The following is a 26,607-nucleotide window of genomic DNA, read 5'->3' as shown; positions in this document are numbered from 1 at the left end:
TCGTCACCTCCTAGGGGGCGGGGGTGCTCAATCGCAGGGGCAAGACATCATGGGCCACCAAATCAGCGTAGGTTTCCCGTTGCAGGATCAGGTTGGCTTCCCCCTCACAGACCACCACCGCCGCCGGCCGGGGCACGCGATTGTAGTTGGAGGCCATGCTGTAGTTGTAGGCACCCGTACTGGCCACCACTAAAATATCATTGGCTTGCAGGGGGGGTAGGGTGACTTGGGGCAGCAGAATATCGCCCGATTCGCAGTGCTTACCGGCAACACGTACGGTTTCTGTGGCGGCAGTGGTCATGCGATTGGCACACAGGGCTGTATATTGCGCCTGATAGGTAATGGGTCGGGGATTATCGGACATGCCCCCGTCCACCGCAATGTAGGTGCGCACTTCAGGAATCACCTTACGGCTGCCCACGGTGTAGGCCGTCACTGCCGCAGGTCCAACGATGGAGCGACCCGGCTCACAGATGAGTTTGGGTAAGGGAAGATGGTGTTGCTGACAGGCTTGGCTCAGTTGATGACTAATGGCCTTTGTCCAGTGGGCGATCGCCGGTGGATTATCGGAGTCTACATAGCGAATGCCAAGACCACCCCCCACATTCAGTTCGCGCATGGGTAGCATCGCTTCACGGGCTTGAGCCAGCCAATCCACAAGGACATCACAGAGGTCTAAATGGGGTTGTTCCTCAAAAATCTGTGAGCCAATGTGGGCGTGGAGTCCGACCCAGTCTAGTTCGGGATGCGCCTTAGCAAACTGAAGCAACTCTGGAAACTGTTGCGGGTCAAAGCCAAATTTGCTGTCTAGATGTCCAGTGCGGATATATTCGTGGGTGTGGCATTCAATCCCCGGTGTCAACCGCAACATGACGCGCGGTGGGGTCGAGAGATCATGCTCCTCAACGTAGGCAGCAAGGCGCTCTAGTTCTAGCCAGTTATCGGCAACAATCGTGCAATTGACCTCAAGGGCATAGAGGAGTTCTTGGGGGGACTTGTTATTACCGTGGAAGTAAATGTGGCTGGCGGGGACGCCGGCACTCAAGGCAGTGTAGAGTTCACCCCCGGAGGCCACATCAATCCCCAAGCCTTCACTGTGGGCAAGGGCGCAGGTGGCCAAGCAGTTCCAAGCCTTTGAAGCGTAGAGCACCAAAAATTCACCACCGTAGGTCTGCTGGAGGGTGTCTTGGTATTGACGGCAGGCGGTGCGAAAGGTGAATTCATCAAGGATGTAGAGGGGAGAGCCAAACTGAGCCACTAACTCCACCACATCACACCCACCAATGGTGAGATGGCCGCGGGCATTGGTTTGCGCAGTCAGGGGTAAAATTTGTTGATTGGCAGCAAGCGGGGTGGAGATCATGGGTCAGTATCGCGAGAAATCAAAGAATAAAAGAACAAATCGCTATTCTCAATTCTAGGGGGATTTGGGCGATCGCTCCCTTCATCTGTTGAGTCTCTGCTGAGCCTGTAGTTCATCGAACCGTCCCTCAGCTATTTTGCTGCTGTTCCTGTCCAATTGAGGAAAAAGGGGGGTAGCCCTTCTTGGCCGTTGATCACAATCACTTGGGGCACTTGGGCACCGCCTTCGCGCCATGCTTCGATCGCTTCCTTTTGCAGCACTAACTGGCCCCCCGGAGCTTTGAGGGTTTCGGCAAGGAGGCGTTGGGCTTCCGCTTTCCCTTGGGCACGGTTAATTTCCGCTTGCGCCTGTTGAGCTGCCTCTTGGGCAATATAGACCGCCCGTTGTGCCCGCTGCTCAGCAATTTGCTTATCCTCGACGGCCTTGGAAAATTCCTCCGAAAAGTCAAGGTTAACGACACTGGTATCCAGTACGAGAATGTGGTACTTGGCTAGGCGATCGCCGAGGGCATGATCAAAATCCTCCTTAAGTTCATCGCGCTTGGTAATGGCCTCCTCCGCCGTGCGACGGGCAGCAGCAATTTTGAAAGCCTCTTGGGTCTGGGGAGCAATGATTTTGGCCACGATATTTTCTAGGGTCCCTTGGGTGCGGCGCACATCCACGATGGCCATGGGGTCTAGGCGAAAGTTGATGGCAAAACTGGCGGTAATATCCTGCAAATCTTTGGTGGCACTTTCCGCTGGCACTTCAAACTTCTGTACAGTTACGTCATAGACATCCACACTGGCAATAAACGGCGGTTTCCAGTGAATGCCCTCGAGGAGGGGAGTATCCTGAGCTTTACCCAAAATACTCAGCACCCCTGCTTGGCCAGGATTAATAATCACCACGGCATTCAAAAGGACAACCAGCAAGACAATGGCGATCGCCACCACTGAGGAAGTGAGCCGCGAACTGGCGAGTTGATTCATGACCCAAGAATTGGATTTCTGCTTTGATTATAGGCGGTGCTTCCCACCGATCCGGAAGGCAATTCCTTGCTAAAGTACAGATAGTCTGTCATTTGCTGAGCGTCCTATGCGGTTGCCCCTTACTGCTGCCCAAGCGGCCTACTATGGTGATGCCTACTATCGCACTCCACCCCCCGATCTCCCTTCACTGCTGTTGAAGGAGCGGATCGTCTATCTCGGCATGCCTTTGGTGCCAGCGGTTACGGAGCTGATCATTGCGGAACTGCTCTATCTGCAATACGACGATCCCGAAAAACCCATCCGCATTTACATTAACTCGACGGGAACCTCCCGCTACGATGGCGAACCCATTGGCTTTGAAACAGAAGCCTTTGCCATCTGCGACACCATGCGCTACATTAAGCCCCCTGTGCATACGATCTGCATTGGTCAAGCGATGGGGATGGCCGCCATGTTGCTCTCGGCCGGTACCAAGGGGTGTCGCGCCAGCTTACCCCACGCCACGATTGTCCTGCACCAAACCAAGAGCTATGCCCAAGGGCAGGCCACCGATATCCAAATTCGTGCCAAGGAGGTTCTGGCCAATAAGGCGATGATGGTGGAAATTTTGGCGCAAAATACCGGTCAACCCCCTGAGCGGATCACCCGTGATATGGATCGGCTGCTGTACATGACCCCACAGATGGCGAAGGAGTACGGCATCATTGACCGCATCCTTGAACCAGAGGCTGTTACCAAGAAACTGCCAGCAACCTTGACCTAGTGCAACACCGCCGCCCAGTCACGGCCAATGCGAATGGTGATGTCAGAGGAAAGGACGCCAGTGGAGTTAGCAGAGACACGCCCCATGCCAAGGACAGAGCGGATCATTTGGGCGGCGCTGAGGTCTCCCTGTTGGGCGACAATTTCCGTTTCAGGGGTTTGCTGATACCACTCTTCACTGATGATCACATTGGTATAGCCATGGTGGGCGAGAAAATCCGCCATATCTTGAGCAGCCTCACGACTGCCGGAGGCATTTTGCAGGGCAATCCGCAGGGTGCCACTGTCGCCCCAAGTATAGTTGACTAGTTTTGAGGGGCGATCGCTAAAGTGCTCAGCAACCACCCGATCAATGCGGTCATAGTCGGGCAGCCAGTAGCTGACCGCATAGCCATCACCACTAAAGCGTCCCGGCAGCAGAATCAAACGCAGGTTGTCTGGCTCAATACGCAGACTAAATTGGGCGATCGCCATCAGTTCGGCAAAGGTTAAATCCGTATCCACATATTTTTGCAGGACGCTGTAGAGTTTCGGCAACTGGGTCAGCATGACGGGATTGGCCAGTTTCTTTTGCAGCGCCTTGATCAGCATTTGCTGCCGCTGGGCACGGCCAATATCCCCCAGTTCATCGTAACGAAAGCGAACAAAACCCTCTGCTTGCTCCCCGTTCAGGGTTTGCAGCCCCGGTTGAAGATCAATGTAAAGTTTTTGGGTGTGATCGGTATAAACCATCCGCTTGGGCACGTTGACCTCGACACCGCCCACCAGATCTACCAATTCTCGAAATGCCCTCGTATCAATGCGAATGTAGCGATCAATGGGGGTATAGTTGAGGATTTCGCTGACCACCCGCACCGTTAGATCCACCTCTCCATAAACATTGGCGGCATTAATTTTGTCGATGCCATGTCCGGGAATTTCCACACGGGTATCACGGGGAATACTCAAGACCGTAATCGTGCCATTTTCAGGGTTAAACCGCGCCAGCAGCATCGTGTCGGTGCGGCCACGAAACCGTTCAGGGGAGCCGGGAGGAGCCCCTAGAACCTCATCCACCCCCAATACCAAGAGGTTCACTGGCCGACTCATGCCATATTGGAATCCCCGTGTCATCATTTCCAGCCAAGAGGGATCCCGTTGGCCACGATGGTTCGTGCCCTGAAAGGGTGACATCAAAACAAATGTCATGCCCGCAAAGGCAGAGACCAAGGACACACCACTAAAGGCAGCAATCCAGCCTAGGGTACGCCACACTGAAGGGCGCGATCGCTGACCCCTGCTTTTTTGAGATACTTTTTGCCTTCCCCGACTACCCACAGTAGAACTCACCAGTTTACGCTGTTGAACGCCTCGTGCCACAAATTCACTCCCGAAATAAAAACAAACTGCAGGCTAGTCGGGTGGACGCAATCCCTGTCTCTAGTGTAGGGGATTGATTACTGATCCCGCCCTTATACCTATTGGACTGCCCCAAGCAAGGCTTGTTTCTATTTTTCGGCCAATTCCTGAGATTTATGCGCTGAGCATTGGAGACCGTTCTGCTGGCAGCTTAATAGAGCCGCTCAAGGACATAATCTGTTAACTGGCTGAGGGCCTGACGCGGTTCCGACGGGGGTAGCACTTCAAGTGCCGGTAGAGCCGCTTGGGCATATTCCTTGGCTAAATTGCGAGCGTCTTCAATGGCACCACTTTGGCGCACTAGGTTGAGGGCGGTTTCTAGATCGCCTTCTTCACTGAACTCGCGCTCGATGAGGGTATGCAGATAGGGGGCTTTGGGTAGGGCAAAAAGGACGGGTGCCGTTAGGTTGCCATCCCGCAGATCTGAGCCAGCGGGTTTCCCTAGTTCTGCGGTGGAGCGGGTGAAGTCAAGGATGTCATCCACAATTTGAAAGGCTAGGCCCAAATTTTTGCCGTAGGTGTACATGGCTTCGATGGTTTCTGGGGGCGCTTCACTGAGAACCGCTGCCGCCTTGGCACTGTTGGCAATGAGGGAAGCTGTCTTGTAGTAGGTTTTCAGTAGATAGTCGTCTAGGGTAATGCTGGTGTCAAAGCGGTTAAAGCCTTGGCGAATTTCCCCTTCAGCAAAGTCTTTGATCACTTGGGAGAGGAGTTTCACCACTTGCAGGTTATCCAAATCCGCTAAGTACCAAGAGGCTTGGGCAAAGAGAAAGTCTCCCGCTTGAATGGCCACCCGATTGCCAAAGACACTGTTGACGGTGGGCACACCGCGCCGTAGTTGCGCTTGATCCACCACATCATCGTGAAAGAGACTGGCGGTATGAATCATTTCCGTAATTTCTGCCAAGCGGCAGTGCCGGGGAGTAATCCCCTGATCGGGCAGCGTGGCTCGCGACACCAAAAAGACAATGGCGGGTCGGATGCGCTTACCACTGGCAGCAAAAAGATGTTCGGCGGCAGCAGAGAGTACGGCGTGTTGTGCTCCAATCAGTGCCTTCAGGTTCTCCGTTAGTACACAGAGATCCGCTTCGACAGGTGAAAAAAGAGAGGTTACCGAAGTCATGGACGGGCTGGCCGCAGAAGTTACGAAATTTTACAGAATCCTAGTTGTATTCTAAGCGAACCCTCCAATCTTGGGTAAGGGTTCCGATGAATTTTCAGCTAGGCTCAAAATTGAGAGCCACCCCGCTTGTAGGGTCAAACAGATAAAGATGGCGAGCCTGCAACTGGAGAGGGTCACCCATTTGAGGGATTTGGTGATTAGGGGCTAACCACAGCAGTTCTTGGGAACTATCCATGAGGCGACAGCGGACAATGGCTTCGCGGCCTAGGGGTTCAACGAGGGTGGCGATCGCCCCCAAGCCCTTCTCACTGATAGACAAATGCTCTGGGCGAATGCCCACGGTGAGGGGTTGTTCACTTTTTAGCGGCCAATGGGGGGTGTCCGGACAGGGTAAGGGCTGCTGCGCTATCCACAGGCGGCTGCCATCCCAGCGAGCGGGCAGTAAATTCATCGGTGGGGTGCCCAAAAATCGCGCCACCATGGTATTGGCGGGTTTGTCGTAGAGATCAGCAGGGGTGCCAATTTGCTGGATTTGACCGCGATCCAGCACCACAATGCGATCGCCAAGGGTCATCGCCTCCGCTTGATCGTGGGTGACATAGAGGGTGGTAATGCCCAGTTGTTGATGCAATTGTTTCAGTTCAGCACGGGTTTGTTCGCGCAATTGGGCATCAAGGTTGGAAAGGGGTTCATCGAGAAGAAACACTTGGGGCGATCGCGCCAAGGCCCTTCCCAAGGCCACCCGCTGTTGCTGACCACCGGAGAGTTGACGCGGTTTGCGCTGCAGCAGGGACTCAATCCCGAGGAGCTTAGCCACTTGAAGAATCCGTTGCTGCCGTGTGGCCGGATCAACACCGCGCATTTTCAGACCAAAGCCAAGGTTTTCGGCCACGGTCATGTGGGGATAGAGGGCATAGTTCTGAAAGACCATTGCCACATCGCGATCGCGCCCACTGCGGCCATTGACACAGGTCTCCCCAATATAAATCTCGCCACTGGTGGGTTGCTCCAAGCCAGCAATAAGCCGCAATAGGGTAGATTTGCCACAACCCGAAGGCCCGACAATCACCCAAAGCGCCCCTGCGGGTACTGTCAAAGACAGAGGGCCAATTCCCACCCCCGGTGCAAATCGCCGCGTGACTCCCTCTAGGCGCAGTGTTGCCGTCACAACCTATCGCCAGCCCACCCACGTAAAGAAATCTTGGCCAGTCACCCACTCGAGCACCAGCAGGGCAATAAAGCCAATCATGGCAAAGCGGCCATTGATCAGCTCCGCATAGCGCGACCAACCAAATTGTGGGGTCAAATCATCGGGCGTCGGTTCACTCATGGTGTTAGGTATGCAAAACAACTTCTTTAGCTTGGCATAGAGCCTTCACTTTGTACTCACATTTTAGAAGAGGGCTGTTGCTGCTGTAGGGCGGTGATCACTGCCTTAATTTGGGCTTGAGCGGCAGACTTTGCAAATCGCAGTGGAAACTTGCCGCGCCGCAATAACCGCCAGCCTAAGGGGGCAAGGCTGACAACCCCGCCGACATCTCGAAAGCGATTGCCCACCACCCGTAGGCCAAATTGCCGCTCATCCACCCAGCCACCCTCTTTCACTAGTTCCAAGAGTACTTGCCGATGGCGCACAGGACGGTCTTGATTGCGGGTTGCTGTTGTTGAGCGTCCTAGGATCGCCTGCTTGATCTCACTAATGCGATCGAGGGGTTGCACGCCCACGGGACACACTGTATTGCAATTAAAACAACGGGTACAGCCCCACACGCCACTGGTAGAAGTGTTGTATTGGTCCAGGCGTTGGTCAGTTTCGCGATCGCGGGTATCGGCCACAAGGCGAGCTGCTTTGGCAAGGGCATGGGGGCCAACAAAGTCGGGATTGACTTCCACGGCATTGCAGGCACCGTAGCAGGCACCACAGAGAATACAGTTACCCGCAGCATTGAGTTTGGCGCGATCGCTGGGGGATTGGAGAAACTCCCGCTCAGGCACTTGTCGTGCCGCTCTACCCACATAAGGATTGACGGCTGAAAGTTTTTGCCAAAAATCGCTCATGTCTACGACAAGGTCTTTGAGGACAGGCAAATTCCCCAAGGGGGCGATCGCAATTTGGTTGGGAACAGGACTATTGGCTAACTCGGCATGAATACTTTGCTGACAGGCAAGGGCAGAACGACCATTAATCGTCATCGCGCAACTGCCGCAGATGGTGTTTCGACAATTCTTGCGAAAGCTAAGACTACCGTCTTGGTATCCCTTGATTTGAATGAGGGCATCAAGAATGGTGAGGGAAGGATCAATCTCTAGTTCAAAGGCTTGCCAATAGGCGCTCTTGTTGGGTGCTTGGCGGCGAATCGTCAACTGAATTGTCATATGCTGGCGTCAGCCCAATGTAGTTTCCAGTGTATAGCAAGCACTGCGGCGATGATGAAAGTTGCAAAATCCCTACTTTACTTTCTGATCACAGGCCTCCTAGAGCTGGGGGGAGCCTATCTTGTCTGGCTGTGGCTACGGGAGCATAAAAGCATTTGGTATGCCTTAGCAGGGGCGATCGTCCTTTTTATGTATGGCATGGTACCGACGCTGCAACCTGCGCATTTCGGTCGTGTTCAGGCTGCCTATAGTGGTATTTTCCTGCTGGTGGCTCTGTTTTGGGGTTGGGGAATTGATAAGGTGCGCCCCGATAAGTTTGATTTGCTCGGTGCTGGGGTTGCCCTCCTCGGAACGCTGATTATCATGTACGCGCCAAGAAGCCATTGACAGCGTCGCGATCGCCCCAAGGTCACTCTATAAGCTGGGCTTATTTAATCTATTTGAAAGTAATGTTTATTAAATGTGTGTTTTGCTGAAGAATTTGCTATAGAGTAAGGCAAGCAAATCAAAAAGATTGAATAGATAAAAGACTATATTTGCGCCGTTGACCGACGGATGCAGGGGTGGCAATCGCCCAAATAGTCTTCTATCAACTTCAACATCTACAGCCCCATGGATAGCCCCTGATAATTAAGAAGAAATAGTACTGTGGATTTTCCCGGTCAGTTTTTGCAAGATTTTGTCAAGCAATTACAGTCGCCTACCCTTGGCTTCTTGCTGGGGGGCATGGTCATTGCAGCGCTGGGCAGTCAACTTCAGATTCCCGATGCCATCTATAAGTTCATTATTTTTATGTTGCTAATGAAAGTCGGCCTCAGCGGTGGGATTGCGATTCGCAGTTCCAACCTACAGGAGATGCTCTTGCCAGCACTCTTTGCTGTGGCGATGGGGATTCTCATTGTATTTATTGGCCGTTATACCTTAGCAAAGCTGCCGAAGGTCAAAACCGTTGACGCGATCGCTACCGCAGGTTTATTTGGGGCTGTGAGTGGTTCGACCATGGCAGCAGCGCTAACGGCTCTGGAGGCGCAGAAAATTAGCTATGAACCTTGGGCAGCCGCACTGTATCCGTTCATGGATATTCCGGCTCTGGTGACAGCCATTGTCGTTGCCAGCATTTACCTCAAGAAAAAACAGGAGAAAAAGGCGCCGGCTTCCCTCAGCGCCGTTGGTGCCTATGCGGGTGCAGGGAGCGCCACAGGTTATGCCGGGAGCACGAGTGAGTACCCCAGCAGTGCCAGTGAGTACCGCAGTCAACAAAGCAAACGAGTCAGAATCTGGCCGATTGTCAAAGAAAGTCTGCAAGGGGCAGCCCTTTCGGCACTGCTGCTGGGTGTTGCTTTGGGCATCTTTACCCGTCCCGACAGTGTCTATGAGAGTTTTTACAACCCTCTGTTTCGCGGTTTACTCTCGGTGTTGATGCTCGTTATGGGGATGGAGGCTTGGTCACGCTTGGGTGAGTTGCGCAAAGTCGCTCAGTGGTATGTGGTCTATGCCGTCGTAGCACCGCTGGTGCATGGCCTGATTGCCTTTGGTTTGGGAATGATTGCCCACTATGTCACTGGCTTTAGCCTTGGGGGTGTGGTGATTCTAGCCGTGATTGCCTGCTCTAGTTCCGATATTTCTGGGCCGCCAACATTACGGGCAGGGATTCCCTCCGCTAACCCTTCCGCCTATATTGGTGCTTCCACCGCGATCGGGACTCCCATTGCCATCGGCCTAGGAATTCCGCTTTACCTTGGCCTTGCCCAAGCAATCATGGGCGGCAGCTAGTGACCCAAACGCGCCAATTTCACTCAAGGAGGTACTCAGAATGGCCAAGCCAGCAAAGAAGCTCGTGATTGTGACCGAGAAGATTCTCTTGAAAAAAATTGCCCAAATCATTGATGAGGCCGGGGCGACTGGCTACACCGTGATGGAAACCAGCGGCAAAGGGAGTCGCAATGTGCGCTCCTCTGGTCAACCCAGCGTTTCCGATACCCAAGCCAATATCAAGTTTGAGGTACTCACCCAGACGCGGGAAATGGCCGAAAAAATTGTGGATCGGGTGGCAGTCGAGTTTTTCAACGACTATGCAGGCATTGCTTACATCTACGATGCCGAAGTGTTGTACGCCCACAGCTTTTGTGGTCCTGAGGGCTGCTGAAATTTCTGGGGCTTGACAAGACGCCTCCTAATTTTTTAAGCTAAGAATCTGTTGCGGGTATAGCTCAGTGGTAGAGCGCAACCTTGCCAAGGTTGATGTCGCGCGTTCGAATCGCGTTACCCGCTTTTGAAATAGCAAGCGATCGCCCTTTTTTGAAAAGCACTTAGCTCTTTGCTAATCGGTATCAGCATGAAAATAGCGGTAAATTTTTTCCGCCAGACGGGGGCCGACCCCATGTACCTGCGCCAACTGTTCGGGCGTGGCCATGCGGATGTAGTCAATGGAACGAAAGGTGGCGAGGAGTTCCTTTTGGCGTTGATAGCCCAAGCCGGGAATTTGGTCGAGGTGGGATCGCCGTTGGCGTTGGGCACGTTTTTGACGGTGGAAGTTCAGGGCAAAGCGGTGAGCCTCATCGCGGACGCGGCGTAGCAATTGCACCCCCGGTTGCTCTGGATCGGTCGGCAGAGGCTGGCGGTGGTGGGGTAGGAAAATCTCCTCCCGCTGTTTGGCCAAGCTGAGAAGGGTGAGATCGTCTAGGAGTGGCTCCAACACCTGAACCACGGCGGACAGTTGCCCCTTGCCGCCATCAATGAGGATCACATCGGGCCAGTCATCAGCCTCTGGAGGGTCACCCTTGCCCTCAAGATAGGGGGCAAAGCGGCGGCGGAGAATCTCAGCAAGACTGGCAAAGTCGTCGGAGTGGCCAAGTTTTACTTCAGGGTTGCGGATGTTGTAGTGGCGATAGTGCTGCTGGGCGGGCAAGCCATCAATAAAAACAACCCGTGAGGCCACGGCGTCAGACCCTTGAATGTGGGAAATGTCGTAGCCCTCAATGCGGTGGGGCAGGGTGTCAAGGCCAAGGAGTTGGGCTAAATCTTCAAGAGCCGTTTGGGTGCGATCGCTGGCCTGTTGAATGCGTGCCAATTCTAATTCTGCATTGCGTTGCACCATGGCAATCAGTTCGGCTTTTGCTTGGCGTTGGGGGACAGTGAGGGTGACGGCGCGGCCTTTCTTTTCGCTCAAGTAGGTACGCAGCAGATCCGCCTCGGGGAGGGGATGTTGCAGCAAAATTTCACTGGGAATTTCTACATCATCCACTTGGGCATAGTGTTCTTCAAGCACCCGTTGCAAAATCGTGCCGACACTGCCACTTTGGGCATCGGCAACAAAAGCCAAACGTCCCACCAAGCGACCCGCACGAATTTGAAAGAGTTGAATGGCTGCATGGCGATCGCCCAAGGCAAGGGCAATGGCATCCCGTGACACCGTGTCATCAGGCAAGGACACCTTTTGATCCACGCCTAAATGCTCAAGGCCACGAATTTGATCCCGCAGTCGGGCTGCCAGTTCAAAATTCAGATCCGCCGCCGCTTGCACCATTTGTGCCTGCAACTGTGCCACCAGTTCCCCTGTGCGTCCCTGAAAAATCATCGCCACCCTATGGAGCGTTTGCCGATACTCCTGCGGTGAAATCAGGGCTTGGCAGACCCCCGGACAGCGGCCAATGTCATAGTTCAAACAGGGGCGATCCTTGAAAAGGGGGCGGGGACGTTGCCGCAGTGGAAAAAGCCGCTTCACAAGGGCAAGGGTTTGGCGCAGGCGAAAGCTATCCACATAGGGGCCATAGTAGCGATCCTTGGGAGCATCACTGCTGGTATCGCCGACATTACCCAATTGGCGTTTGCGGGTAATGAAAATGCGGGGATAGGGTTCTGACCACGTAATACAGACGTAGGGATATTTCTTGTCATCCTTGAGGAGAACGTTAAAGTGGGGCTGATGCTGCTTGATTAAATTGGCTTCGAGGGCAAGGGCTTCGGCTTCCGTATCGGTGACGATGAATTCAATGTCCGCCACCTGATAGACCATTAATTCAAGGCGCGGCCCCAATTGGGCTGGCTCACGAAAATAGGAGCGCACCCGCGATCGCAGGCGTTTGGACTTGCCAATGTAGAGAATTTGATCCGTCTTGTCCTTGAAAAAATAAACGCCGGGAGTCAAGGGCAGTTGCCGCAAGATCTGTTCCAAGCGATCGCGATCCTGAATCAAGGGCTGAAGCATGCTGCCACCTCCCCTAGAGCTGCGCCGCTGTGGCTCCCAACCAAGCTTCTAAATGTGCCCGCTGACTCGGCGTGGCATCGGCACGGCACTGCACCTGATAGCGGGGCTGAGGGTCTCCCAACATCAATGTTCCTGAGTGCAATTGCTGATCATGGAACCATGTCAAGTGAATCGTCTCTCCCACTGGGTATTCCCGCAATCGCTCTGACCAGTCCTCCGCCTTGACGCGCCACCCATTGAGGGCAATGATTTCATCCCCAGCCACCAAGCCTGCCTGTTCAGCCGGGGAGTCCCGCAGCACTGCCTTGATTTGCAGAGCGCCATGTTCCTGCTTAAACTGAAGTCCCGTATAGGGCAGCGCGTCTTGGGGCACCAGTTCCAAACCCACTTTAGCCAACCACTCCTGAAGGGGGAGTTCTACGGTTCCTTCAATGAATTGCTCGCGCCATGTGCCAAGGTTTTCATCGGCAACGGTTTCAATCGTTTCCCACAGCTCATCGGGAGTATAGCCCTGACCTGTCTCGCAATACTGCTGCCACAACCGCCGCAGGACATCGAGGAGCGATCGCTGGTGATTAAAATTAAGGCGAATCCGCAAATCCAGCAGTAGTGCCACTAGCTCTCCCTTTAGGTAGTAGGACATCTGCGAATTAATGCTATTTTCATCGGGGCGATAGAGCTTAATCCACGCATCAAAGCTAGCAGCACTAAGGGACTGAACAAAACGACCAGGGGTGTGTAAATAGCGATTCAGACTTTCGCTCAGCAGCTTAAGATAGGCCGCAGCATCAAATAACCCTGCCCAGAGGGGAATCAGTTGGTCGAAATAACTGGTTATCCCCTCCACAAACCAGAGGCTGGTGGTGTAATTTTCGCTGTCGTAATCAAAGATTTCAAAGGCTTGGGGGCGAATGCGCTTGACATTCCAAAGATGGAAAAACTCATGGGCCACTAAACAGAGGAAGCGGCGATACTGCTCCGCTTGCTGAAAGCCAAAGCGATGGAAGATCAACGAGCAGCTATTGAGATGCTCCAGACCGCCGTAGCCCTTGTGGGTAAGGTGCAAAATAAAGACATAGCGATCGTAGGGCAGGCCGCCAAAGAAACTTGCCTCTGTTTCAATGATCCGCTGCATGTCGGCGATCGCCCGCTGCGGCTCAAAATTGCCCTTGCCCCACACCGCCAATTCATGGGGTTTACCGTCCACCTCAAAGGCATAAACAGGGTGGGTACCCACCTCAAAGGGGCTATCCACCAGCAGATCGTAATTTGCTGCCCAAAAGGTGAAGCCATCCTCGCCAAAGGGTTCAAGCGGAGTCGTCACCCGCCAGTGCGGCGGTGCCACAATCGTTACTGTTAGGGGCCGATCGCGATATTCTGGCACATAGAGACAGACCGCTGCCGGATTGAAGTAGGCATGGCTGGGATCAAAATGATTGGTGCGCACTGACAGTTCATGGGCATAGATGGCATAGCGCACTTCTAGTTCTAGACCCGGTGTGCAGGCCACCTGCCACTGGTTCTTGGCACACTTCCACCATTCCAAGGGGGTACCGTCGGCGGCCGTTACTGTAAAGTCCTGAAGATGCCTCGCATATTCGCGCACAAGGTAGGAACCCGGCGTCCACACCGGCAAGTGCAGATCAAGAACATCGGTTTGCGGTGCCGTTAGCCGCAGCGTTACCCATAAAAGATGCGTATGCCCCTGCTGGCAGTTGATTCTGTAGGCCATGGCAGGGGGCTGAAGAGAAGACTCAGAGGGGGAAGGATGAATGATCGTATGCGTCATACCCCCCAGTGTAGTGAACTTTGGCGACGCTTACAATTTCACTTCAATATCTACGCCCGCCGGCAAGTCCAACTTCATCAGGGCATCAATCGTTTTCGGTGAAGGTTGGTAAATGTCGAGTATGCGACGGTGGGTACGGGTTTCAAAATGCTCCCGTGAGTCCTTATCCACGTGGGGCGATCGCAGGACGCAATAGATTCGACGGCGAGTGGGTAGGGGAATTGGGCCAACGGGGGAAGCGCCGGTTCTTTTTGCAGTATCGACAATGCGATCGCAGGAAGTATCGAGCAAGCGATGATCAAAGGCCTTAAGGCGAATACGAATTTTCTGTTGTAGAGCAGCCATAGGAATCTTCCTTACTTGTCAAGGTTCAGAGACAATCCGACAAAATTCAGACAAAAAAAGGCCGCCAACACCACAGAAAGGCTAGCGGCCATAAGATCAACTACTTCAGGATTTTGGAGACAACACCCGCACCAATCGTCCGGCCACCTTCACGGATGGCAAAGCGCATCCCCTGCTCAATGGCAATGGGCTGGATCAGTTCCACGGTCATTTTGATGCGGTCACCAGGCATCACCATTTCAGCGGCGCTACCATCATCAGCGGTGAAGGAGGTAATCGTACCGGTCACATCGGTGGTACGCACATAGAACTGCGGACGGTAACCGGCAAAGAAGGGGGTTTTACGGCCACCCTCTTTTTCAGTGAGCACGTACACTTCACCCTCAAATTGGGTGTGGGGCGTAATGGAGCCGGGTTTGGCAATCACCATTCCCCGTTCCACATCCTCTTTTTTCAGGCCGCGCAGGAGCAAACCAGCATTGTCACCGGCAATCCCCTCTTCGAGGCTCTTCTTGAACATTTCAATACCGGTGACCGTCGTTGTGCGAGTTTCCCGCAGACCCACGAGTTCAACCGTTTCGTTGAGTTTAATGCGACCGCGCTCAATCCGCCCCGTGGCCACGGTACCCCGACCGGTAATGGAGAACACGTCTTCTACGGCCATCAGGAAGGGCTTATCCACATCCCGCTCAGGGGTGGGAATGTAGTTATCCACGGCATCCATTAGCTCGTAGATTTTATCGACCCACTCATTTTCACCGCGTTGGGTTTTTGGATTGGCGGTCATGGCTTCAAGGGCTTTCAGACCCGAACCACGGATGATGGGCACTTCGTCACCGGGGAATTCATATTCGCTGAGGAGTTCCCGCAGTTCCAGTTCCACCAGCTCCAGCAGTTCTTCGTCGTCCACCATGTCCACTTTGTTCAGGAAGACAACAATGCTGGGCACCCCCACCTGACGAGCCAAGAGAATGTGCTCCTTGGTTTGGGGCATCGCACCATCAGTAGCGGCCACCACGAGAATAGCACCGTCCATTTGGGCGGCACCCGTGATCATGTTTTTCACATAGTCAGCGTGGCCGGGGCAATCCACATGGGCATAGTGACGTTTTTCGGTCTCATACTCCACGTGAGCCGTGTTGATGGTAATCCCACGGGCTTTTTCCTCAGGGGCAGCATCAATCTCATCGTATTTGCGAGCCTGAGCTTTCCCTTGGGCAGCCAATGTCATGGTAATGGCTGCGGTCAGTGTGGTTTTACCGTGGTCAACGTGACCAATCGTACCGATGTTAACGTGGGGTTTGGTTCGTTCAAATTTAGCGCGTGCCATGTTGTTCCTCGTATAGACTATGCGTTCCCTTTATTTTTGGCAATGATCGCCTCAGCCACATTACGGGGGACTTCCTCGTAATGGCTAAATTCCATCGAGAAAATTCCCCGACCTTGGGTATTCGAGCGAATGTCAGTGGCATAACCAAACATCCGTTCGAGAGGGACTTTTGCCGTCACTTTGGCAATGCCATTTTCCACGGTTTGTCCCTCAATTTGACCGCGACGGGAAATGAGGTCTCCCATCACTGTCCCAAGGAATTCTTCTGGAACCTCGACCTCGACCTTCATCATTGGCTCCAGCAGCACCGGATTGGCTTTCATCACTGCCTCTTTAATGGCCATGGAGCCAGCAATTTTGAAGGCCATTTCTGAGGAGTCAACCTCGTGGTAGGAGCCATCCACTAATGTGACCTTGAGGTCAATCACTGGGTACCCTGCCAAAATCCCCGATTCACAGGCTTCCTTCATTCCCTGCTCAGCGGGTGGAATGTACTCTTTGGGGACGACACCACCAACAATTTTGGAGACAAATTCAAACCCAGTACCGGGTTCGGCAGGCTCTACTTCAATCACAACGTGACCATACTGGCCTTTACCGCCACTTTGACGGATAAACTTGCCTTCGGCACGGACAGGTTTGCGAATCGTTTCGCGGTAGGCCACTTGGGGTTGGCCAATATTGGCTTCCACTTTGAACTCCCGCTGCATCCGATCCACAAGGATCTCGAGGTGCAGTTCCCCCATGCCCGCAATCACGGTTTGGTTGGTTTCAGGATCAACGCTGACGCGGAAGGTGGGGTCTTCCTCAGAGAGGGCTTGCAGGGCTTTGGAGAGTTTTTCCATGTCCTGCTTGGTTTTGGGTTCCACAGCCACGGAAATCACTGGCTCTGGAATGTAGAGCGATTCAAGAATCACGGGCGAGCTTTCATCGCAGAGGGTATCCCCCGTGAAGGTTTCCTTCAGACCCAAGGCAGCTCCTAAATCGCCGGCTCGCAGTTCATCTACTTCAATCCGCTCATCGGCTTTGAGCACAATCAGACGAGAAATGCGCTCTTTCTTGCCCTTAGTGGCATTGAGGACATAGCTGCCTTTTTTGAGAACACCGGAATAAACGCGCACGAAGGTGAGGCGGCCATAGGGATCCGACATGATTTTGAAGGCTAATGCCGCTAGAGGTTGATCATCGTCGGCAGCCCGCTCTACCTCTGTGCCATCGGGCAGATGACCTTTAATCGCTGGAATGTCAATGGGCGCTGGCAGATAGTCCACCACGGCATCAAGGAGCAATTGCACGCCTTTATTTTTGAAGGCGGAGCCACAGAGCATCGGCACAATGGTGCCAGCGATCGTCCCTTTGCGTAGGGCGGCGCGGATTTCCTCTTCTGTGAGTTCTTCCCCCTCAAAGTATTTTTCCATGAGGGCATCATCGGTTTCGGCAACTGCCTCGATGAGCTTGGTGCGATACTCTTCCGCCAGTTCAGTCATCTCGGCAGGAATTTCGGTATCTTCGATTTCCTTGCCAAGGTCGTCTTTGTAGATTTTGGCGCGCATCCGCACCAGATCAACGATGCCTTTGAACTGATCTTCAGCACCAATGGGCAACTGAATCGGCACAGCATTTGCCCGCAGGCGATCGCGAATCTGGTCATAGACTTTGTAGAAGTTTGCCCCAGTGCGATCCATCTTGTTGACAAAGACGATGCGCGGGACGCTGTAGCGATCGGCTTGCCGCCATACGGTTTCTGACTGGGGTTGCACACCACCGACGGAACAGAATACCGCAATCACCCCATCAAGAACCCGCATGGAGCGCTCCACCTCAATCGTGAAGTCCACGTGGCCGGGGGTGTCAATAATATTGATCTGGTGGTCTTTCCAAGAGGTGCTGATGGCGGCGGCTGTAATGGTGATGCCCCGCTCCCGCTCCTGTTCCATCCAGTCGGTAACCGTGGTACCCTCGTGCACTTCGCCAATTTTGTGCACCACACCGGAATAGAAAAGAATACGTTCAGTTGTGGTTGTTTTACCCGCATCAATGTGAGCGGCAATCCCGATGTTTCGCACTCGCTCTAGCGGGGTCGTCCGTGCCACAGCTACCTCCTTGTTTGTTGCATTACGTTAGAATTCTTAAATAATTGTATCCAACTCTTGAACCGTGTGACGGTTTAGTAGCGATAGTGGGCAAAGGCCTTGTTGGCTTCTGCCATTTTGTGGGTTTCTTCCCGTTTACGAATGGTGCTGCCGGTTTCATTGGCGGCATCCATCAATTCATTAGCCAGCTTGGCGGACATCGAACGACCGGCTCGTTTGCGAGAAAATTGCACTAACCAGCGCAAAGCCAAGGCGACGCCGCGATCGGGACGAACTTCCATCGGCACTTGGTAGGTGGCACCCCCCACACGGCGGGCTTTCACTTCCACTAGGGGCGTTGCATTTTTTACTGCCCGCTCAAAAATTTGCAGAGCATCCTCGCCGGTGCGCTCCTGTACGGTTTTCATCGCGTCATAGACAATGCGGCTGGCAAGGGATTTTTTGCCATTGAGCATAATCCGCTGGATTAACATATTCACCAGCACGTTGTTATAGACGGGATCAGGGGCAGTAGGCCGTTTTTGAGCGCGAGTGCGACGAGACATAGGTGTTTGCTGTTTGCTCTAGTGAAGTTTAAGATTTCAAGGGTGGACTCAAGGAGATAGGAGAACGGAAATTATTTCTTCTTGCCGGTAGCAGCAGCCTCACCGGGTTTGGGACGCTTGGCACCATACTTGGAGCGACCTTGTTTACGGTCTTTGACGCCGGCGGTATCCAACGTGCCACGGATAATGTGGTAGCGCACACCGGGCAAATCTTTAACCCGACCGCCACGAATCATGACCACAGAGTGCTCCTGCAAGTTGTGGCCAATTCCGGGAATATAGGCGGTGACCTCAAAGCCAGAGGTTAAGCGTACCCGTGCCACTTTGCGCAGGGCAGAATTGGGCTTTTTGGGGGTTGTGGTATAGACCCGTGTGCACACCCCACGCCGTTGGGGGCAGCTTTTGAGGGCAGGAGATTTTGTTTTCTTTTTCAACAGTTCCCGCTCTTGGCGGATCAGTTGCTGGATGGTGGGCATTGCTGCTTACGTTAATTTCACCGAACTTCTAGTGTATCGAGGTGGCCGTGGCGTTGTCAATGCTGTTGTGCTGTTGCGCAGTGTCTCTCAGTGTAATGGCTCACTAAGGTCAGGCTGGCGATCGCGGCGGTGACGGCTCTCAGGGTACGCTGCCCCAAGGAAAATGCTTGCCAACCAGCGGCCAAAACTTGCTCCACTTCTGAGGCTGTCCATCCCCCCTCGGGTCCGATCGCCAGATAAATGGGCTGGGAAAGATCCATCTGGGGCAAGCAGTCCCACAGGAGCTGTGAGGCATTCAAACTGGCAATGTAGCCCTTGCGGGTGAGGCTGACCATTTCGGCAACGGAGAGGGGATCACTGAGGGTAGGCACATAAAGACGCTCACTTTGCTCGGCGGCTTCTTGGAGAATGCGCTGCCAACGCTGGTATCTGCTGGTACTCGGCTGCAGGAGCGATCGCGCTGTTTGAACAGGAATGATACGCTTGACCCCCAATTCCGTTGCCTGTTGCAACACCTGCTCAAAGTTCGCCGCCTTCAGTAGAGCTAGGCAGAGCATAATTTCTACACTGAGCTCCGTCTCTTGCTGTTCAGCCTCCAATAATTCGACAGTCTGCCCATTTACACCAAGCGTGCCCCGCCATCGCTGGCCTTGGCCATCCAAAATCGAGATGACATCGTTATCTTTTAAGCGCAGGACATGGCGGAGATAGTGGACTTGCTCAGGAGTGAGCCACACCTGTCGGTCTTGGATTTGTGAGGGTGAGACGACTAACCGCTGGGGCGATCGCATTCAGTTTCTATCTAACTGAGACTGCATAGCCACTCCACCAATGTGCGCACAGGGTAGCCCGTCCCACAGGGATTATTGTAGCCATCCTCTTTTTCAGCCCAAACAGGGCCAGCAATGTCAAGGTGTGCCCAAGGGGTGTGATCGACAAATTGCTGAAGGAATAGAGCAGCGGTAATTGATCCGGCCGATCGCGGACCGGTGTTTTTCATATCGGCCACTTGGGACTTCATACCCTCAAAGTATTTATTTTCAAGGGGCATTTGCCAGAATTTTTCACCGGAGCGATCGCTAGCCTGTTGCAGAGCTTGCGCCAATTCTGAATTGTTGCTCCAAAGACCGGCAATATTATCCCCTAAGGCAACAATACAGGCACCGGTCAGCGTTGCCAAATCAACAATGGCATCTACGCCTAGTTTTTCCGCATAGACCAGGGCATCGGCAAGGGTGAGGCGGCCTTCAGCATCGGTGTTGTTGACCTCGATGGTTTTACCGTTGGAGGCGGTGAGAATATCCCCCGGATGCATGGCATGGCCACTGATCATGTTTTCGGTGGCGGCAATAATAAAGTGAACTTCAATGCCAGCGGGTTTGAGTTGACCGATGACCTTGGCGGTTCCCAAAACGGCTGCGGCTCCCCCCATGTCCATTTTCATCGTTTCAATGCCTCCTTGGGTCTTGAGGTTGAGGCCACCGGAATCAAACGTTAACCCTTTGCCAATGAGGGCAATCTTCTTCTGGACGTTGCCGGGGGGAGTGTACGTAAGGTGAATAAATTTCGGCGGTAGGTCAGACGCCTGAGCCACACCCAAAAAGGCACCCATACCCAAGGCGGCACACTCATCGCGCTCCAAAATTTTTGCCGTGAGGCCGTAGGTAGCCGCCAATTGCTGAGCTGTTTCCGCAAGGGTGACAGGCGTCACTTCATTGGCCGGGGCATTCACGAGTTCGCGCGCCAAAATCACCCCATCACAAATCTGCTGGGCACGGGTCAAGGCTGCTGTTTGCTCCCCTAAACCCAACAGGCTGACGGATTCTGGATAGGGCAGGAGTTTACGAGCTTCGGGATCCGACTTAAAACGCACATCACTGTGGAGGGCAAGGAGAACTCCTTCGGCAATGGCTTGGGCAGCATCCGCCACTTCTAAAGTCTCATGGGGCAGTGCCATGCCTAATGTTTTTGCGCGTTCACGGCGAGCCGTACGGGCAATGGTCGCAGCAGTGCGGCGCAGGGTCTCTAGGTTAAAGTCATCGCGATTGCCTAAGCCGACAAGGAGGAGTTTCTTAACGGGGAAGTTGGGCAATAGGCGCATGAGCAGGGAGGTGCCAGATTTGCCTTGAAACTCCCCTTCGCTGATGAGTTCTTGTAAGAGGCCATTGAGGCGCTGATCGAGGGTCGTATAGGGATCTGTAAGGGTGAGGGTGCCTTCCGTTTGAAAGACGGCGATCGCCAGTAAATCACCAGACCAGTCTGGAATTGCCGTAGTGGTTGTTTGCAGTTGCATGCCTATGGACGACCCAAAAATCTCTCGACCCCCTTATTTTATCGGGGTTTAGACTTCAGCAGGAACCAAGACACTGCAAAAACTCAAGGGGTAGACCATCACAATCGCGGATAAAGGCGACGTGATAGAGGTGGGAACCAATCACCTGTTGACTAGGCTTCAGGAGTAGCTCAAAGGGCAATTGCTGGGCAGCCAAGGTTTGCGCCACTTGCTGGAGCCAGGTTTCTAGAGGATGCGGATGATTACTGAGATCAAAGGAGAGGTGATAGTAGCCAACATAGTGCTCATCGTGAAAAGGGTCAGCAGCAGGGTGGGGTTCAGGGACTTGCACAAGTTCAAGGCGGGTGTGCCAGCCCTTGAGCCAACAGGCAAGGGTATAGCCCGTGGTAAAGCGGACATCCATCGTAAAGCCTAGGCATTCATAGAAGGCGATCGCCCGCTGAATATTGGCGGTGCGAATGGAAACGTGGTGCAAGCCCATAAACTACTCCTGTTTTGGCCGCAGCCGTTCCGGAAAATCAATAAAGACCCGCTCACCCGCCCTCAGGCCGCTGATAATTTGCGTTTGATCCTGCCAGCTACTGCCGATGGTGACAGGGCGAAATTTTGGTCGATTGTCTTCCCCCACCACATAAACACCTGTTTGGCCACGCTCAACGGCAATGGCCACGGTGGGTACCAGCAGAGCATTGTTAATTTTTTGTCCCAGAAAATCTAAGTCCACATTCATCCCAGAGCGCAGCTTCTGCAACCCAGTAACAAGGGAGACCCGCACCTGAAAGAACGTCACATTTTGCTCCACCACGGCTTCGGGTGCCACTAAGCGCACTCGTCCTTCAAAGGTTTCCCCCGGATAGGCATCGGCACGGATTTCAACGGGTTGCCCCACGACTACTTGGCCAAGATCCACTTCCGGTACTTCGGCAAGAATTTCTAGGCCTTGGGCAATGGCCACAATTGAGGTGGAAGTGGCAGAGGTCGTGGCAGAGGCGGTGGTGGTGGGTGTCACAAAGGCTCCCGGATTGGCGTACTTCTGGGTAATAATGCCCGTAAAAGGAGCGCGAATCACTGTATCTTCAAGAGCCGCACGGGCAGCTTGGACTTGGGCTTGGGCAGCAGCCACGGCCGCTTCCGCTTGACGGATCTCTTCAGTGCGGGAACCCCGCTGTAACAGTTGCAGACGCTTCTGGGCTTCCTGCAGACTGGCGATCGCGCTATCCCGATTGGCTTTTAATTCATCAAGGGTATCGCGGGGAATCGCACCCTCAGCCGCGAGCAATTCATTGCGTTTCAGGCGTTCTTCTGCCAATTGAGCACGGGTGGCGGCTGCTCGCACTTGGGCTTCGGCTTGGGCAATTTCCTCGGCACGGTTACCGGCAACCACGCGATCGCGACGGGCAATGGCATCGGCGAGGTTGGCTTGGGCTTGGGCAAGTTGCGCCTGCTCATCGCGGTTGTCCATACGGGCGATGATTTGACCCGCCTTGACCTGATCGCCCTGCTCAACGTAGAGTTCGGCGAGAAGACCTGCCCGTTTTGGACTGATATTGACGGTTTGTACAGGGACAACTTTGCCCGTGGCAGCGATGCGAGCGACTAAATCGCGACTGTCTTGAACGGGTACGGTGTAGCGATCTAAATCAAGGGGCGTTTGGCGCGATCGCCACAGCAGTAGGCCACCACTGCCAATCAAACCAGCAGCAATCACCCCAACCACGAGCGATCGCCAAGGGGAAGAAGGTTTACCAACAAAGGGGATAAACGCTGCCATGAATGCCTTACAGTTCTTGGCCTATTCTAACGTTATGTTACAGTGACCCACCGAATAGCAGCATTGACCGTGTCTATTGGTTCCATCTGTCCCTCAATAGAAGCGCAGATGCTATCCTAACCAATACTGTCTATGTCCTTTGCCTATGAATCCTGCACTCTCCCAGATTGGCCAGCAAATGTCCCAACTGACGGGAGTTCGGGCAATCATGAAGGATATTATTGAGACGTTGCGCCTGAATCGCGGTCAAGACCTGATTAACCTGAGTGCAGGTAACCCCCTCATTGTCCCTGAGGTGGAGCAACTATGGCGCGACTGTACCCACGAGCTAATGGCCAGCCCAGAATTTGGCCAAGTGGTCTGCCGCTACGGCACAAGCCAAGGGTATGAACCGCTAATTGCTGCCGTTGTCGATGATTTTAATCGCCGCTATGGTTTGAACCTGACGGAGCGCAATGTCCTTGTCACCCCCGGCAGTCAGGCCATCTACTTCTTTGCTGCCAATGCTTTTGGGGGCTTTAGCGCCAACGGTGAATTAAAGAAAGTCGTTCTCCCCTTGAGTCCAGAATATACGGGTTATGGTGGCGTCAGCCTTACCCCTGATACCGTTGTTGCCTATCGTCCGCGCCTTGAGATTTTTGAAGCGGATCACACCTTTAAGTATCGTCCCGACTTTCAACAACTCCACATTGATGAGACGACTGGATGCGTCATCTTCTCTCGTCCCTGCAATCCGACGGGAAATGTGCTCACGGATGTCGAGGTGCGGCAAATTGCTGATCTCGCTGTCCCCTATGGCGTTCCAGTGTTGATTGATGCTGCCTATGGCCCCCCCTATCCCAGCTTGAACTTTACGGAACTAGCACCCGTTTTTGGCGGCAATATTGTCCACTGCCTCAGCCTCTCAAAAGCAGGACTACCGGGGGAACGGGTGGGGATTGCCATTGGCGATCGCGAGATTTTGAGTGTTCTCGAAGCCTTTCAAACCAATGCCTGTATTCATGCCTCGCGCTACGGTCAGGCGATCGCGGCCTTAGCCATTGCCAATGGTGCCCTAGCCGAAGTATCCGTCAATGTCATTCGTCCCTTTTATCAGCGCAAGTTTACAGTTCTCGAAGAAAACCTACGAACTGCTTTGCCCAAGGATCTTCCTTGGTTTTTGCATCGCGGTGAGGGGGCAATTTTCGCGTGGCTGTGGCTACGGGATTTACCCATGACAGATTGGGAATTATATCAACACCTGAAGCGAGCAGGGGTGATTGTGGTTCCCGGCAGTTCCTTTTTCCCCGGCTTGACCGAGCCGTGGCGCCACAAACAGGAGTGCCTGCGTATTAGTCTCACTGCCAGTGATGAGGAAATTGCCCTTGGCATGCAACGGCTCGCCGCCACTATTACACAGGTGTATCAAGAGTTCCCTAGCCGCTCCTATTCTGATGTCCTCGCTTAAGCCCTCCTTCATGGGTAAGTACTTCCTCATTTCTCAATGCGCCGTGACTCCCTCTTTTACCAACTGTTTGCCCAGCTGCCCCAGACACTGTTTGACCTTTTGGGAATCAATCCCCCGCAGGGCTACCGCTTTGACTCCGTGGAGCTGAAGCAAACGGCCTTTCGCATTGACGGCGTCTTTCTCCCCCCTGACCCCTCAGGAACCGTCTATTTCTGTGAAGTTCAGTTTCAGCGGGACACTACCTTCTACGAACGCTTCTTTGCTGAGATTTTTCTCTACTTGCGCCTGTACCGCCAAACTTTCTCTGATTGGCAAGCGGTGGTCATTTATCCCCATCGCCAAGCCGAACAAGTTTCCTTTGAACCCTATGACGTGTTGGTCAAGAGCGATCGCCTGCGGCGGGTGTATTTGAATGAACTGGGGTCGCCAGCGGAATTGCCCTTGAGCCTTGCCCTGATGCAGTTGATGGTGGTACCAGAGGCAGAGATGCCCAGAGTCGCCCGATTACTTGCCCAGCGCAGCCAGACCGAAAGAGCGCCAAACTTGGAAGCCATAATAGAGTTAATCACTACCATTGTGCTGTACAAGTTCACCAAGCTGAGTCGGGAGGAGGTGCTGCGCATGCTGGGGTTTACGACGGAGGAGCTGAAGCGGACACGGTTTTACCAAGAGGTCTATGCCGAGGCACAAGAGGAAGGGTTACAACGGGGCTTACGGCAGGGATTACAGCAGGGATTACAGCAGGGATTACAGCAGGGAGAGGTACTTGTTGTCTTGCGGCAGTTAAGACGGCGGTTTGGCGATTTACCAACTAGTCTTGAAGAGCGCATTCGCCAGCTCCCTCCCCATCAGATTGAAGCGTTGGCAGAAGCTCTCCTTGACTTTGCGACCCTAGAAGACCTGAGGGGCTGGCTCAGGAATCTCGGTTAGGGAGAATCCTCCTTTAGTAAAGACTTGCAAACAAGCGTGAAGGAGGCTCAAGAATCCTGATACAACAATTGATGGAGTTGCAGCCGAACGTCAACCGATTCCTATGAATATTGCTGTCATTGGCTTGAGTCACAAAACCGCCCCTGTGGATGTGCGCGAAAAATTGAGTGTGCCAGAGGATGTGCGGGAGCGGGCACTGCAACATCTATGCGGCTACGCCCATATTCAGGAAGCGACCATCCTTAGCACCTGTAACCGCTTAGAAATTTACATTGTTACTAGTGACACTGAGGTGGGCGTGCGGGAAGTGCATCAGTTTCTCAGTGAGTGGAGTCATATTCCCCTGCCCCAACTGCGTCCCTACCTCTTTATCCTGCTGCATCAGGATGCGGTGATGCACCTCATGCGGGTGGCCTCGGGTTTGGATAGCTTGGTGATTGGCGAGGGGCAAATTCTCTCCCAAGTGAAGCGCTGTCATCAGTTAGGGCAGCAGTACAAGTCCATTGGGTCTATTCTCAATCGCCTCTTTACGGGGGCGATCGCTGCCGGTAAACGGGTACGCACAGAAACCAGCATTGGGACGGGGGCGGTCTCCATTAGCTCAGCGGCGGTGGAACTCGCCGACTTGCGGTTGCAAAATCTCCAGAACTGCCGCATTGCCATTGTCGGTGCGGGCAAAATGTCTCGCTTGGTGGTGCAACACCTGATTGCCCGAGGGGTGAAAGAAATGAGCATTATCAACCGCTCCTTGGAACGGGCACAGGAACTGGCGCAGCAGTTTCCCGAAGTACGCTTTGAACTCTTTACGATGACAGATCTACTGCCGATTGTGGCAGCAATGGATTTGGTCTTTACGGGTACAGCAGCGACACAACCCCTCTTGGATCGCGAGAATTTAGGGTCGGTGCTCACGGGCGATCGCCCCCTATCCATCATTGATATTTCCGTGCCCCGCAATGTCCATGCCAACGTGACAGAATTGGCCTCCGTGCAACTGTTTAATGTGGATGATCTCGAAGCAGTGGTCGCCCAAAACCAAGAGGCGCGACGCCAATTGGCTCAAGAGGCCGAGGGTATCCTTGAGGAAGAATTAGAGACTTTTTTAGCTTGGTGGCACGCCCTAGAAACAATTCCCACCATCCGCAGTCTGCGCCAAAAAATGGAAGCCATTCGCACCCAAGAGCTGGAAAAAGCCCTCTCCCGCTTAGGCAGTGAGTTTGGTGATAAGCACCAAGGGGTCATTGAAGCAATGACGCGCACGATTATTAACAAGATTCTCCATGATCCAACAGTGCAACTGCAATCACAGCGGGATTTAGAGAGTCGTCAACGCGCTATGCAGACCCTCCAAGACTTGTTTAATCTCGAACCCATTGAAGCCTAGGGCC

25 protein-coding genes and 1 tRNA gene are annotated in these 26,607 nt (G+C 53.6%); 8 read left to right on the top strand and 18 right to left on the bottom strand.

All coding sequences use genetic code 11. The features are described 5' to 3' along the window. Nucleotides 1-10: 10 nt before the first annotated feature. Both lysA and RHP47_RS07335 read right to left on the bottom strand, forming a co-directional pair. Nucleotides 11-1,363: a diaminopimelate decarboxylase gene (gene lysA / locus RHP47_RS07340; RefSeq protein ID WP_310840092.1), complete on the bottom strand. Its 1,353-nt coding sequence runs from the start codon at nucleotides 1,361-1,363 to the stop codon at nucleotides 11-13. Nucleotides 1,364-1,494: 131 nt separating this feature from the next. Then, complete coding sequence (locus RHP47_RS07335; RefSeq protein WP_149819551.1) at nucleotides 1,495-2,334, bottom strand: prohibitin family protein; 840 nt, start codon at nucleotides 2,332-2,334, stop codon at nucleotides 1,495-1,497. Nucleotides 2,335-2,440: 106 nt separating this feature from the next. On the opposite strand from RHP47_RS07335, the gene RHP47_RS07330 reads away from it, so the two are divergent. Beyond that, the gene (locus tag RHP47_RS07330) at nucleotides 2,441-3,097 is read left to right on the top strand and encodes an ATP-dependent Clp protease proteolytic subunit (protein ID WP_149819549.1); all 657 of its coding nucleotides are present in this window, start codon (nucleotides 2,441-2,443) and stop codon (nucleotides 3,095-3,097) included. Here the strand turns inward: RHP47_RS07330 and RHP47_RS07325 are convergent. From RHP47_RS07325 to RHP47_RS07305, 5 genes are all read right to left on the bottom strand, one after another. Beyond that, a complete protein-coding gene (locus tag RHP47_RS07325; RefSeq protein ID WP_310840091.1) occupies nucleotides 3,094-4,455 on the bottom strand; it encodes an LCP family protein in 1,362 nt (453 codons plus the stop codon). The genes RHP47_RS07330 and RHP47_RS07325 overlap by 4 nt on opposite strands. A 190-nt stretch (nucleotides 4,456-4,645) precedes the next feature. After that, nucleotides 4,646-5,617, bottom strand: coding sequence for a solanesyl diphosphate synthase (sds, locus tag RHP47_RS07320; RefSeq protein WP_011057594.1), 972 nt, complete (start codon nucleotides 5,615-5,617; stop codon nucleotides 4,646-4,648). A 94-nt stretch (nucleotides 5,618-5,711) separates the two neighbouring features. Then, nucleotides 5,712-6,785, bottom strand: coding sequence for an ATP-binding cassette domain-containing protein (locus RHP47_RS07315; protein ID WP_310840090.1), 1,074 nt, complete (start codon nucleotides 6,783-6,785; stop codon nucleotides 5,712-5,714). 3 nt (nucleotides 6,786-6,788) lie between these two features. Next, nucleotides 6,789-6,947, bottom strand: coding sequence for a chlorophyll a/b-binding protein (locus RHP47_RS07310; protein ID WP_149819543.1), 159 nt, complete (start codon nucleotides 6,945-6,947; stop codon nucleotides 6,789-6,791). A 56-nt stretch (nucleotides 6,948-7,003) separates the two neighbouring features. Beyond that, a complete protein-coding gene (locus RHP47_RS07305; RefSeq protein ID WP_310840088.1) occupies nucleotides 7,004-7,993 on the bottom strand; it encodes a succinate dehydrogenase/fumarate reductase iron-sulfur subunit in 990 nt (329 codons plus the stop codon). A 54-nt stretch (nucleotides 7,994-8,047) separates the two neighbouring features. On the opposite strand from RHP47_RS07305, the gene RHP47_RS07300 reads away from it, so the two are divergent. The 4 genes from RHP47_RS07300 (at nucleotide 8,048) to RHP47_RS07285 (ending at nucleotide 10,264) form a co-directional block, all read left to right on the top strand. Continuing rightward, entirely contained in the window at nucleotides 8,048-8,380 is a 333-nt protein-coding gene (locus RHP47_RS07300) for a YnfA family protein (protein WP_315863028.1), read from the top strand. 261 nt (nucleotides 8,381-8,641) lie between these two features. Continuing rightward, nucleotides 8,642-9,766, top strand: coding sequence for a sodium-dependent bicarbonate transport family permease (locus tag RHP47_RS07295; RefSeq protein WP_286625145.1), 1,125 nt, complete (start codon nucleotides 8,642-8,644; stop codon nucleotides 9,764-9,766). A gap of 40 nt (nucleotides 9,767-9,806) precedes the next feature. Then, nucleotides 9,807-10,139 carry a P-II family nitrogen regulator gene (locus RHP47_RS07290; protein ID WP_149819537.1) on the top strand — a complete coding sequence of 111 codons (333 nt, stop codon included), beginning with the start codon at nucleotides 9,807-9,809 and terminating at the stop codon, nucleotides 10,137-10,139. Nucleotides 10,140-10,192: 53 nt separating this feature from the next. Further along, nucleotides 10,193-10,264 (top strand) — tRNA-Gly (locus RHP47_RS07285). Nucleotides 10,265-10,313: 49 nt separating this feature from the next. Here RHP47_RS07285 and uvrC read toward each other — a convergent pair. The 11 genes from uvrC to RHP47_RS07230 form a co-directional block, all read right to left on the bottom strand. Then, nucleotides 10,314-12,200: an excinuclease ABC subunit UvrC gene (gene uvrC, locus RHP47_RS07280; protein ID WP_310840086.1), complete on the bottom strand. Its 1,887-nt coding sequence runs from the start codon at nucleotides 12,198-12,200 to the stop codon at nucleotides 10,314-10,316. 13 nt (nucleotides 12,201-12,213) lie between these two features. Then, nucleotides 12,214-13,989: a PDZ domain-containing protein gene (locus RHP47_RS07275; RefSeq protein ID WP_310840084.1), complete on the bottom strand. Its 1,776-nt coding sequence runs from the start codon at nucleotides 13,987-13,989 to the stop codon at nucleotides 12,214-12,216. A gap of 30 nt (nucleotides 13,990-14,019) precedes the next feature. After that, nucleotides 14,020-14,334, bottom strand: coding sequence for a 30S ribosomal protein S10 (gene rpsJ / locus RHP47_RS07270; protein WP_149819531.1), 315 nt, complete (start codon nucleotides 14,332-14,334; stop codon nucleotides 14,020-14,022). Between the two features lie 100 nt (nucleotides 14,335-14,434). Then, the gene (gene tuf, locus RHP47_RS07265; RefSeq protein WP_149819529.1) at nucleotides 14,435-15,664 is read right to left on the bottom strand and encodes an elongation factor Tu; all 1,230 of its coding nucleotides are present in this window, start codon (nucleotides 15,662-15,664) and stop codon (nucleotides 14,435-14,437) included. 17 nt (nucleotides 15,665-15,681) lie between these two features. Next, nucleotides 15,682-17,757: an elongation factor G gene (gene fusA, locus RHP47_RS07260; protein ID WP_149819527.1), complete on the bottom strand. Its 2,076-nt coding sequence runs from the start codon at nucleotides 17,755-17,757 to the stop codon at nucleotides 15,682-15,684. A 74-nt stretch (nucleotides 17,758-17,831) separates the two neighbouring features. Next, the gene (gene rpsG / locus RHP47_RS07255) at nucleotides 17,832-18,302 is read right to left on the bottom strand and encodes a 30S ribosomal protein S7 (protein ID WP_149819525.1); all 471 of its coding nucleotides are present in this window, start codon (nucleotides 18,300-18,302) and stop codon (nucleotides 17,832-17,834) included. A gap of 71 nt (nucleotides 18,303-18,373) precedes the next feature. After that, nucleotides 18,374-18,778 (bottom strand): 30S ribosomal protein S12, encoded by a 405-nt coding sequence (gene rpsL, locus RHP47_RS07250; protein WP_149819523.1) that lies wholly within the window; start codon nucleotides 18,776-18,778, stop codon nucleotides 18,374-18,376. A gap of 56 nt (nucleotides 18,779-18,834) precedes the next feature. Then, nucleotides 18,835-19,569 carry a 16S rRNA (uracil(1498)-N(3))-methyltransferase gene (locus tag RHP47_RS07245; RefSeq protein ID WP_310840082.1) on the bottom strand — a complete coding sequence of 245 codons (735 nt, stop codon included), beginning with the start codon at nucleotides 19,567-19,569 and terminating at the stop codon, nucleotides 18,835-18,837. Nucleotides 19,570-19,580: 11 nt separating this feature from the next. Continuing rightward, nucleotides 19,581-21,071 carry a leucyl aminopeptidase gene (locus RHP47_RS07240; RefSeq protein WP_286668552.1) on the bottom strand — a complete coding sequence of 497 codons (1,491 nt, stop codon included), beginning with the start codon at nucleotides 21,069-21,071 and terminating at the stop codon, nucleotides 19,581-19,583. A gap of 55 nt (nucleotides 21,072-21,126) precedes the next feature. Further along, nucleotides 21,127-21,546 carry a VOC family protein gene (locus RHP47_RS07235; RefSeq protein ID WP_190278324.1) on the bottom strand — a complete coding sequence of 140 codons (420 nt, stop codon included), beginning with the start codon at nucleotides 21,544-21,546 and terminating at the stop codon, nucleotides 21,127-21,129. Between the two features lie 9 nt (nucleotides 21,547-21,555). Further along, nucleotides 21,556-22,842, bottom strand: a complete 1,287-nt coding sequence (locus tag RHP47_RS07230) for an efflux RND transporter periplasmic adaptor subunit (protein ID WP_310840081.1) — start codon at nucleotides 22,840-22,842, stop codon at nucleotides 21,556-21,558. Between the two features lie 145 nt (nucleotides 22,843-22,987). Between RHP47_RS07230 and RHP47_RS07225 the strand changes: the two genes are divergently transcribed. From RHP47_RS07225 to RHP47_RS07215, 3 genes are all read left to right on the top strand, one after another. Next, entirely contained in the window at nucleotides 22,988-24,289 is a 1,302-nt protein-coding gene (locus RHP47_RS07225) for a valine--pyruvate transaminase (protein WP_149819513.1), read from the top strand. Between the two features lie 36 nt (nucleotides 24,290-24,325). Continuing rightward, nucleotides 24,326-25,219, top strand: a complete 894-nt coding sequence (locus RHP47_RS07220; protein WP_310840080.1) for an Rpn family recombination-promoting nuclease/putative transposase — start codon at nucleotides 24,326-24,328, stop codon at nucleotides 25,217-25,219. 103 nt (nucleotides 25,220-25,322) lie between these two features. Beyond that, nucleotides 25,323-26,603: a glutamyl-tRNA reductase gene (locus tag RHP47_RS07215; protein ID WP_149819508.1), complete on the top strand. Its 1,281-nt coding sequence runs from the start codon at nucleotides 25,323-25,325 to the stop codon at nucleotides 26,601-26,603. Nucleotides 26,604-26,607: the final 4 nt, after the last annotated feature.

The organism is Thermosynechococcus sp. QKsg1, from assembly GCF_031586415.1.
Classification (GTDB): Bacteria; Cyanobacteriota; Cyanobacteriia; order Thermosynechococcales; family Thermosynechococcaceae; genus Thermosynechococcus.
The sequence above is the reverse complement of the archived record's forward strand: the minus strand, read 5'-3'. Positions and strand labels throughout refer to the sequence as shown.

What these genes read in the sequence shown, in the direction of transcription:
- lysA (WP_310840092.1), bottom strand. Translation starts at nt 1,363, where the DNA reads ATGATCTCCACCCCGCTTGCTGCCAATCAACAAATTTTACCCCTGACT.
- RHP47_RS07335 (WP_149819551.1), bottom strand. Translation starts at nt 2,334, where the DNA reads ATGAATCAACTCGCCAGTTCGCGGCTCACTTCCTCAGTGGTGGCGATC.
- RHP47_RS07330 (WP_149819549.1), top strand. Translation starts at nt 2,441, where the DNA reads ATGCGGTTGCCCCTTACTGCTGCCCAAGCGGCCTACTATGGTGATGCC.
- sds (WP_011057594.1), bottom strand. Translation starts at nt 5,617, where the DNA reads ATGACTTCGGTAACCTCTCTTTTTTCACCTGTCGAAGCGGATCTCTGT.
- RHP47_RS07310 (WP_149819543.1), bottom strand. Translation starts at nt 6,947, where the DNA reads ATGAGTGAACCGACGCCCGATGATTTGACCCCACAATTTGGTTGGTCG.
- RHP47_RS07305 (WP_310840088.1), bottom strand. Translation starts at nt 7,993, where the DNA reads ATGACAATTCAGTTGACGATTCGCCGCCAAGCACCCAACAAGAGCGCC.
- RHP47_RS07300 (WP_315863028.1), top strand. Translation starts at nt 8,048, where the DNA reads ATGAAAGTTGCAAAATCCCTACTTTACTTTCTGATCACAGGCCTCCTA.
- RHP47_RS07290 (WP_149819537.1), top strand. Translation starts at nt 9,807, where the DNA reads ATGGCCAAGCCAGCAAAGAAGCTCGTGATTGTGACCGAGAAGATTCTC.
- uvrC (WP_310840086.1), bottom strand. Translation starts at nt 12,200, where the DNA reads ATGCTTCAGCCCTTGATTCAGGATCGCGATCGCTTGGAACAGATCTTG.
- RHP47_RS07275 (WP_310840084.1), bottom strand. Translation starts at nt 13,989, where the DNA reads ATGACGCATACGATCATTCATCCTTCCCCCTCTGAGTCTTCTCTTCAG.
- rpsJ (WP_149819531.1), bottom strand. Translation starts at nt 14,334, where the DNA reads ATGGCTGCTCTACAACAGAAAATTCGTATTCGCCTTAAGGCCTTTGAT.
- tuf (WP_149819529.1), bottom strand. Translation starts at nt 15,664, where the DNA reads ATGGCACGCGCTAAATTTGAACGAACCAAACCCCACGTTAACATCGGT.
- rpsG (WP_149819525.1), bottom strand. Translation starts at nt 18,302, where the DNA reads ATGTCTCGTCGCACTCGCGCTCAAAAACGGCCTACTGCCCCTGATCCC.
- rpsL (WP_149819523.1), bottom strand. Translation starts at nt 18,778, where the DNA reads ATGCCCACCATCCAGCAACTGATCCGCCAAGAGCGGGAACTGTTGAAA.
- RHP47_RS07245 (WP_310840082.1), bottom strand. Translation starts at nt 19,569, where the DNA reads ATGCGATCGCCCCAGCGGTTAGTCGTCTCACCCTCACAAATCCAAGAC.
- RHP47_RS07240 (WP_286668552.1), bottom strand. Translation starts at nt 21,071, where the DNA reads ATGCAACTGCAAACAACCACTACGGCAATTCCAGACTGGTCTGGTGAT.
- RHP47_RS07230 (WP_310840081.1), bottom strand. Translation starts at nt 22,842, where the DNA reads ATGGCAGCGTTTATCCCCTTTGTTGGTAAACCTTCTTCCCCTTGGCGA.
- RHP47_RS07225 (WP_149819513.1), top strand. Translation starts at nt 22,988, where the DNA reads ATGAATCCTGCACTCTCCCAGATTGGCCAGCAAATGTCCCAACTGACG.
- RHP47_RS07220 (WP_310840080.1), top strand. Translation starts at nt 24,326, where the DNA reads ATGCGCCGTGACTCCCTCTTTTACCAACTGTTTGCCCAGCTGCCCCAG.
- RHP47_RS07215 (WP_149819508.1), top strand. Translation starts at nt 25,323, where the DNA reads ATGAATATTGCTGTCATTGGCTTGAGTCACAAAACCGCCCCTGTGGAT.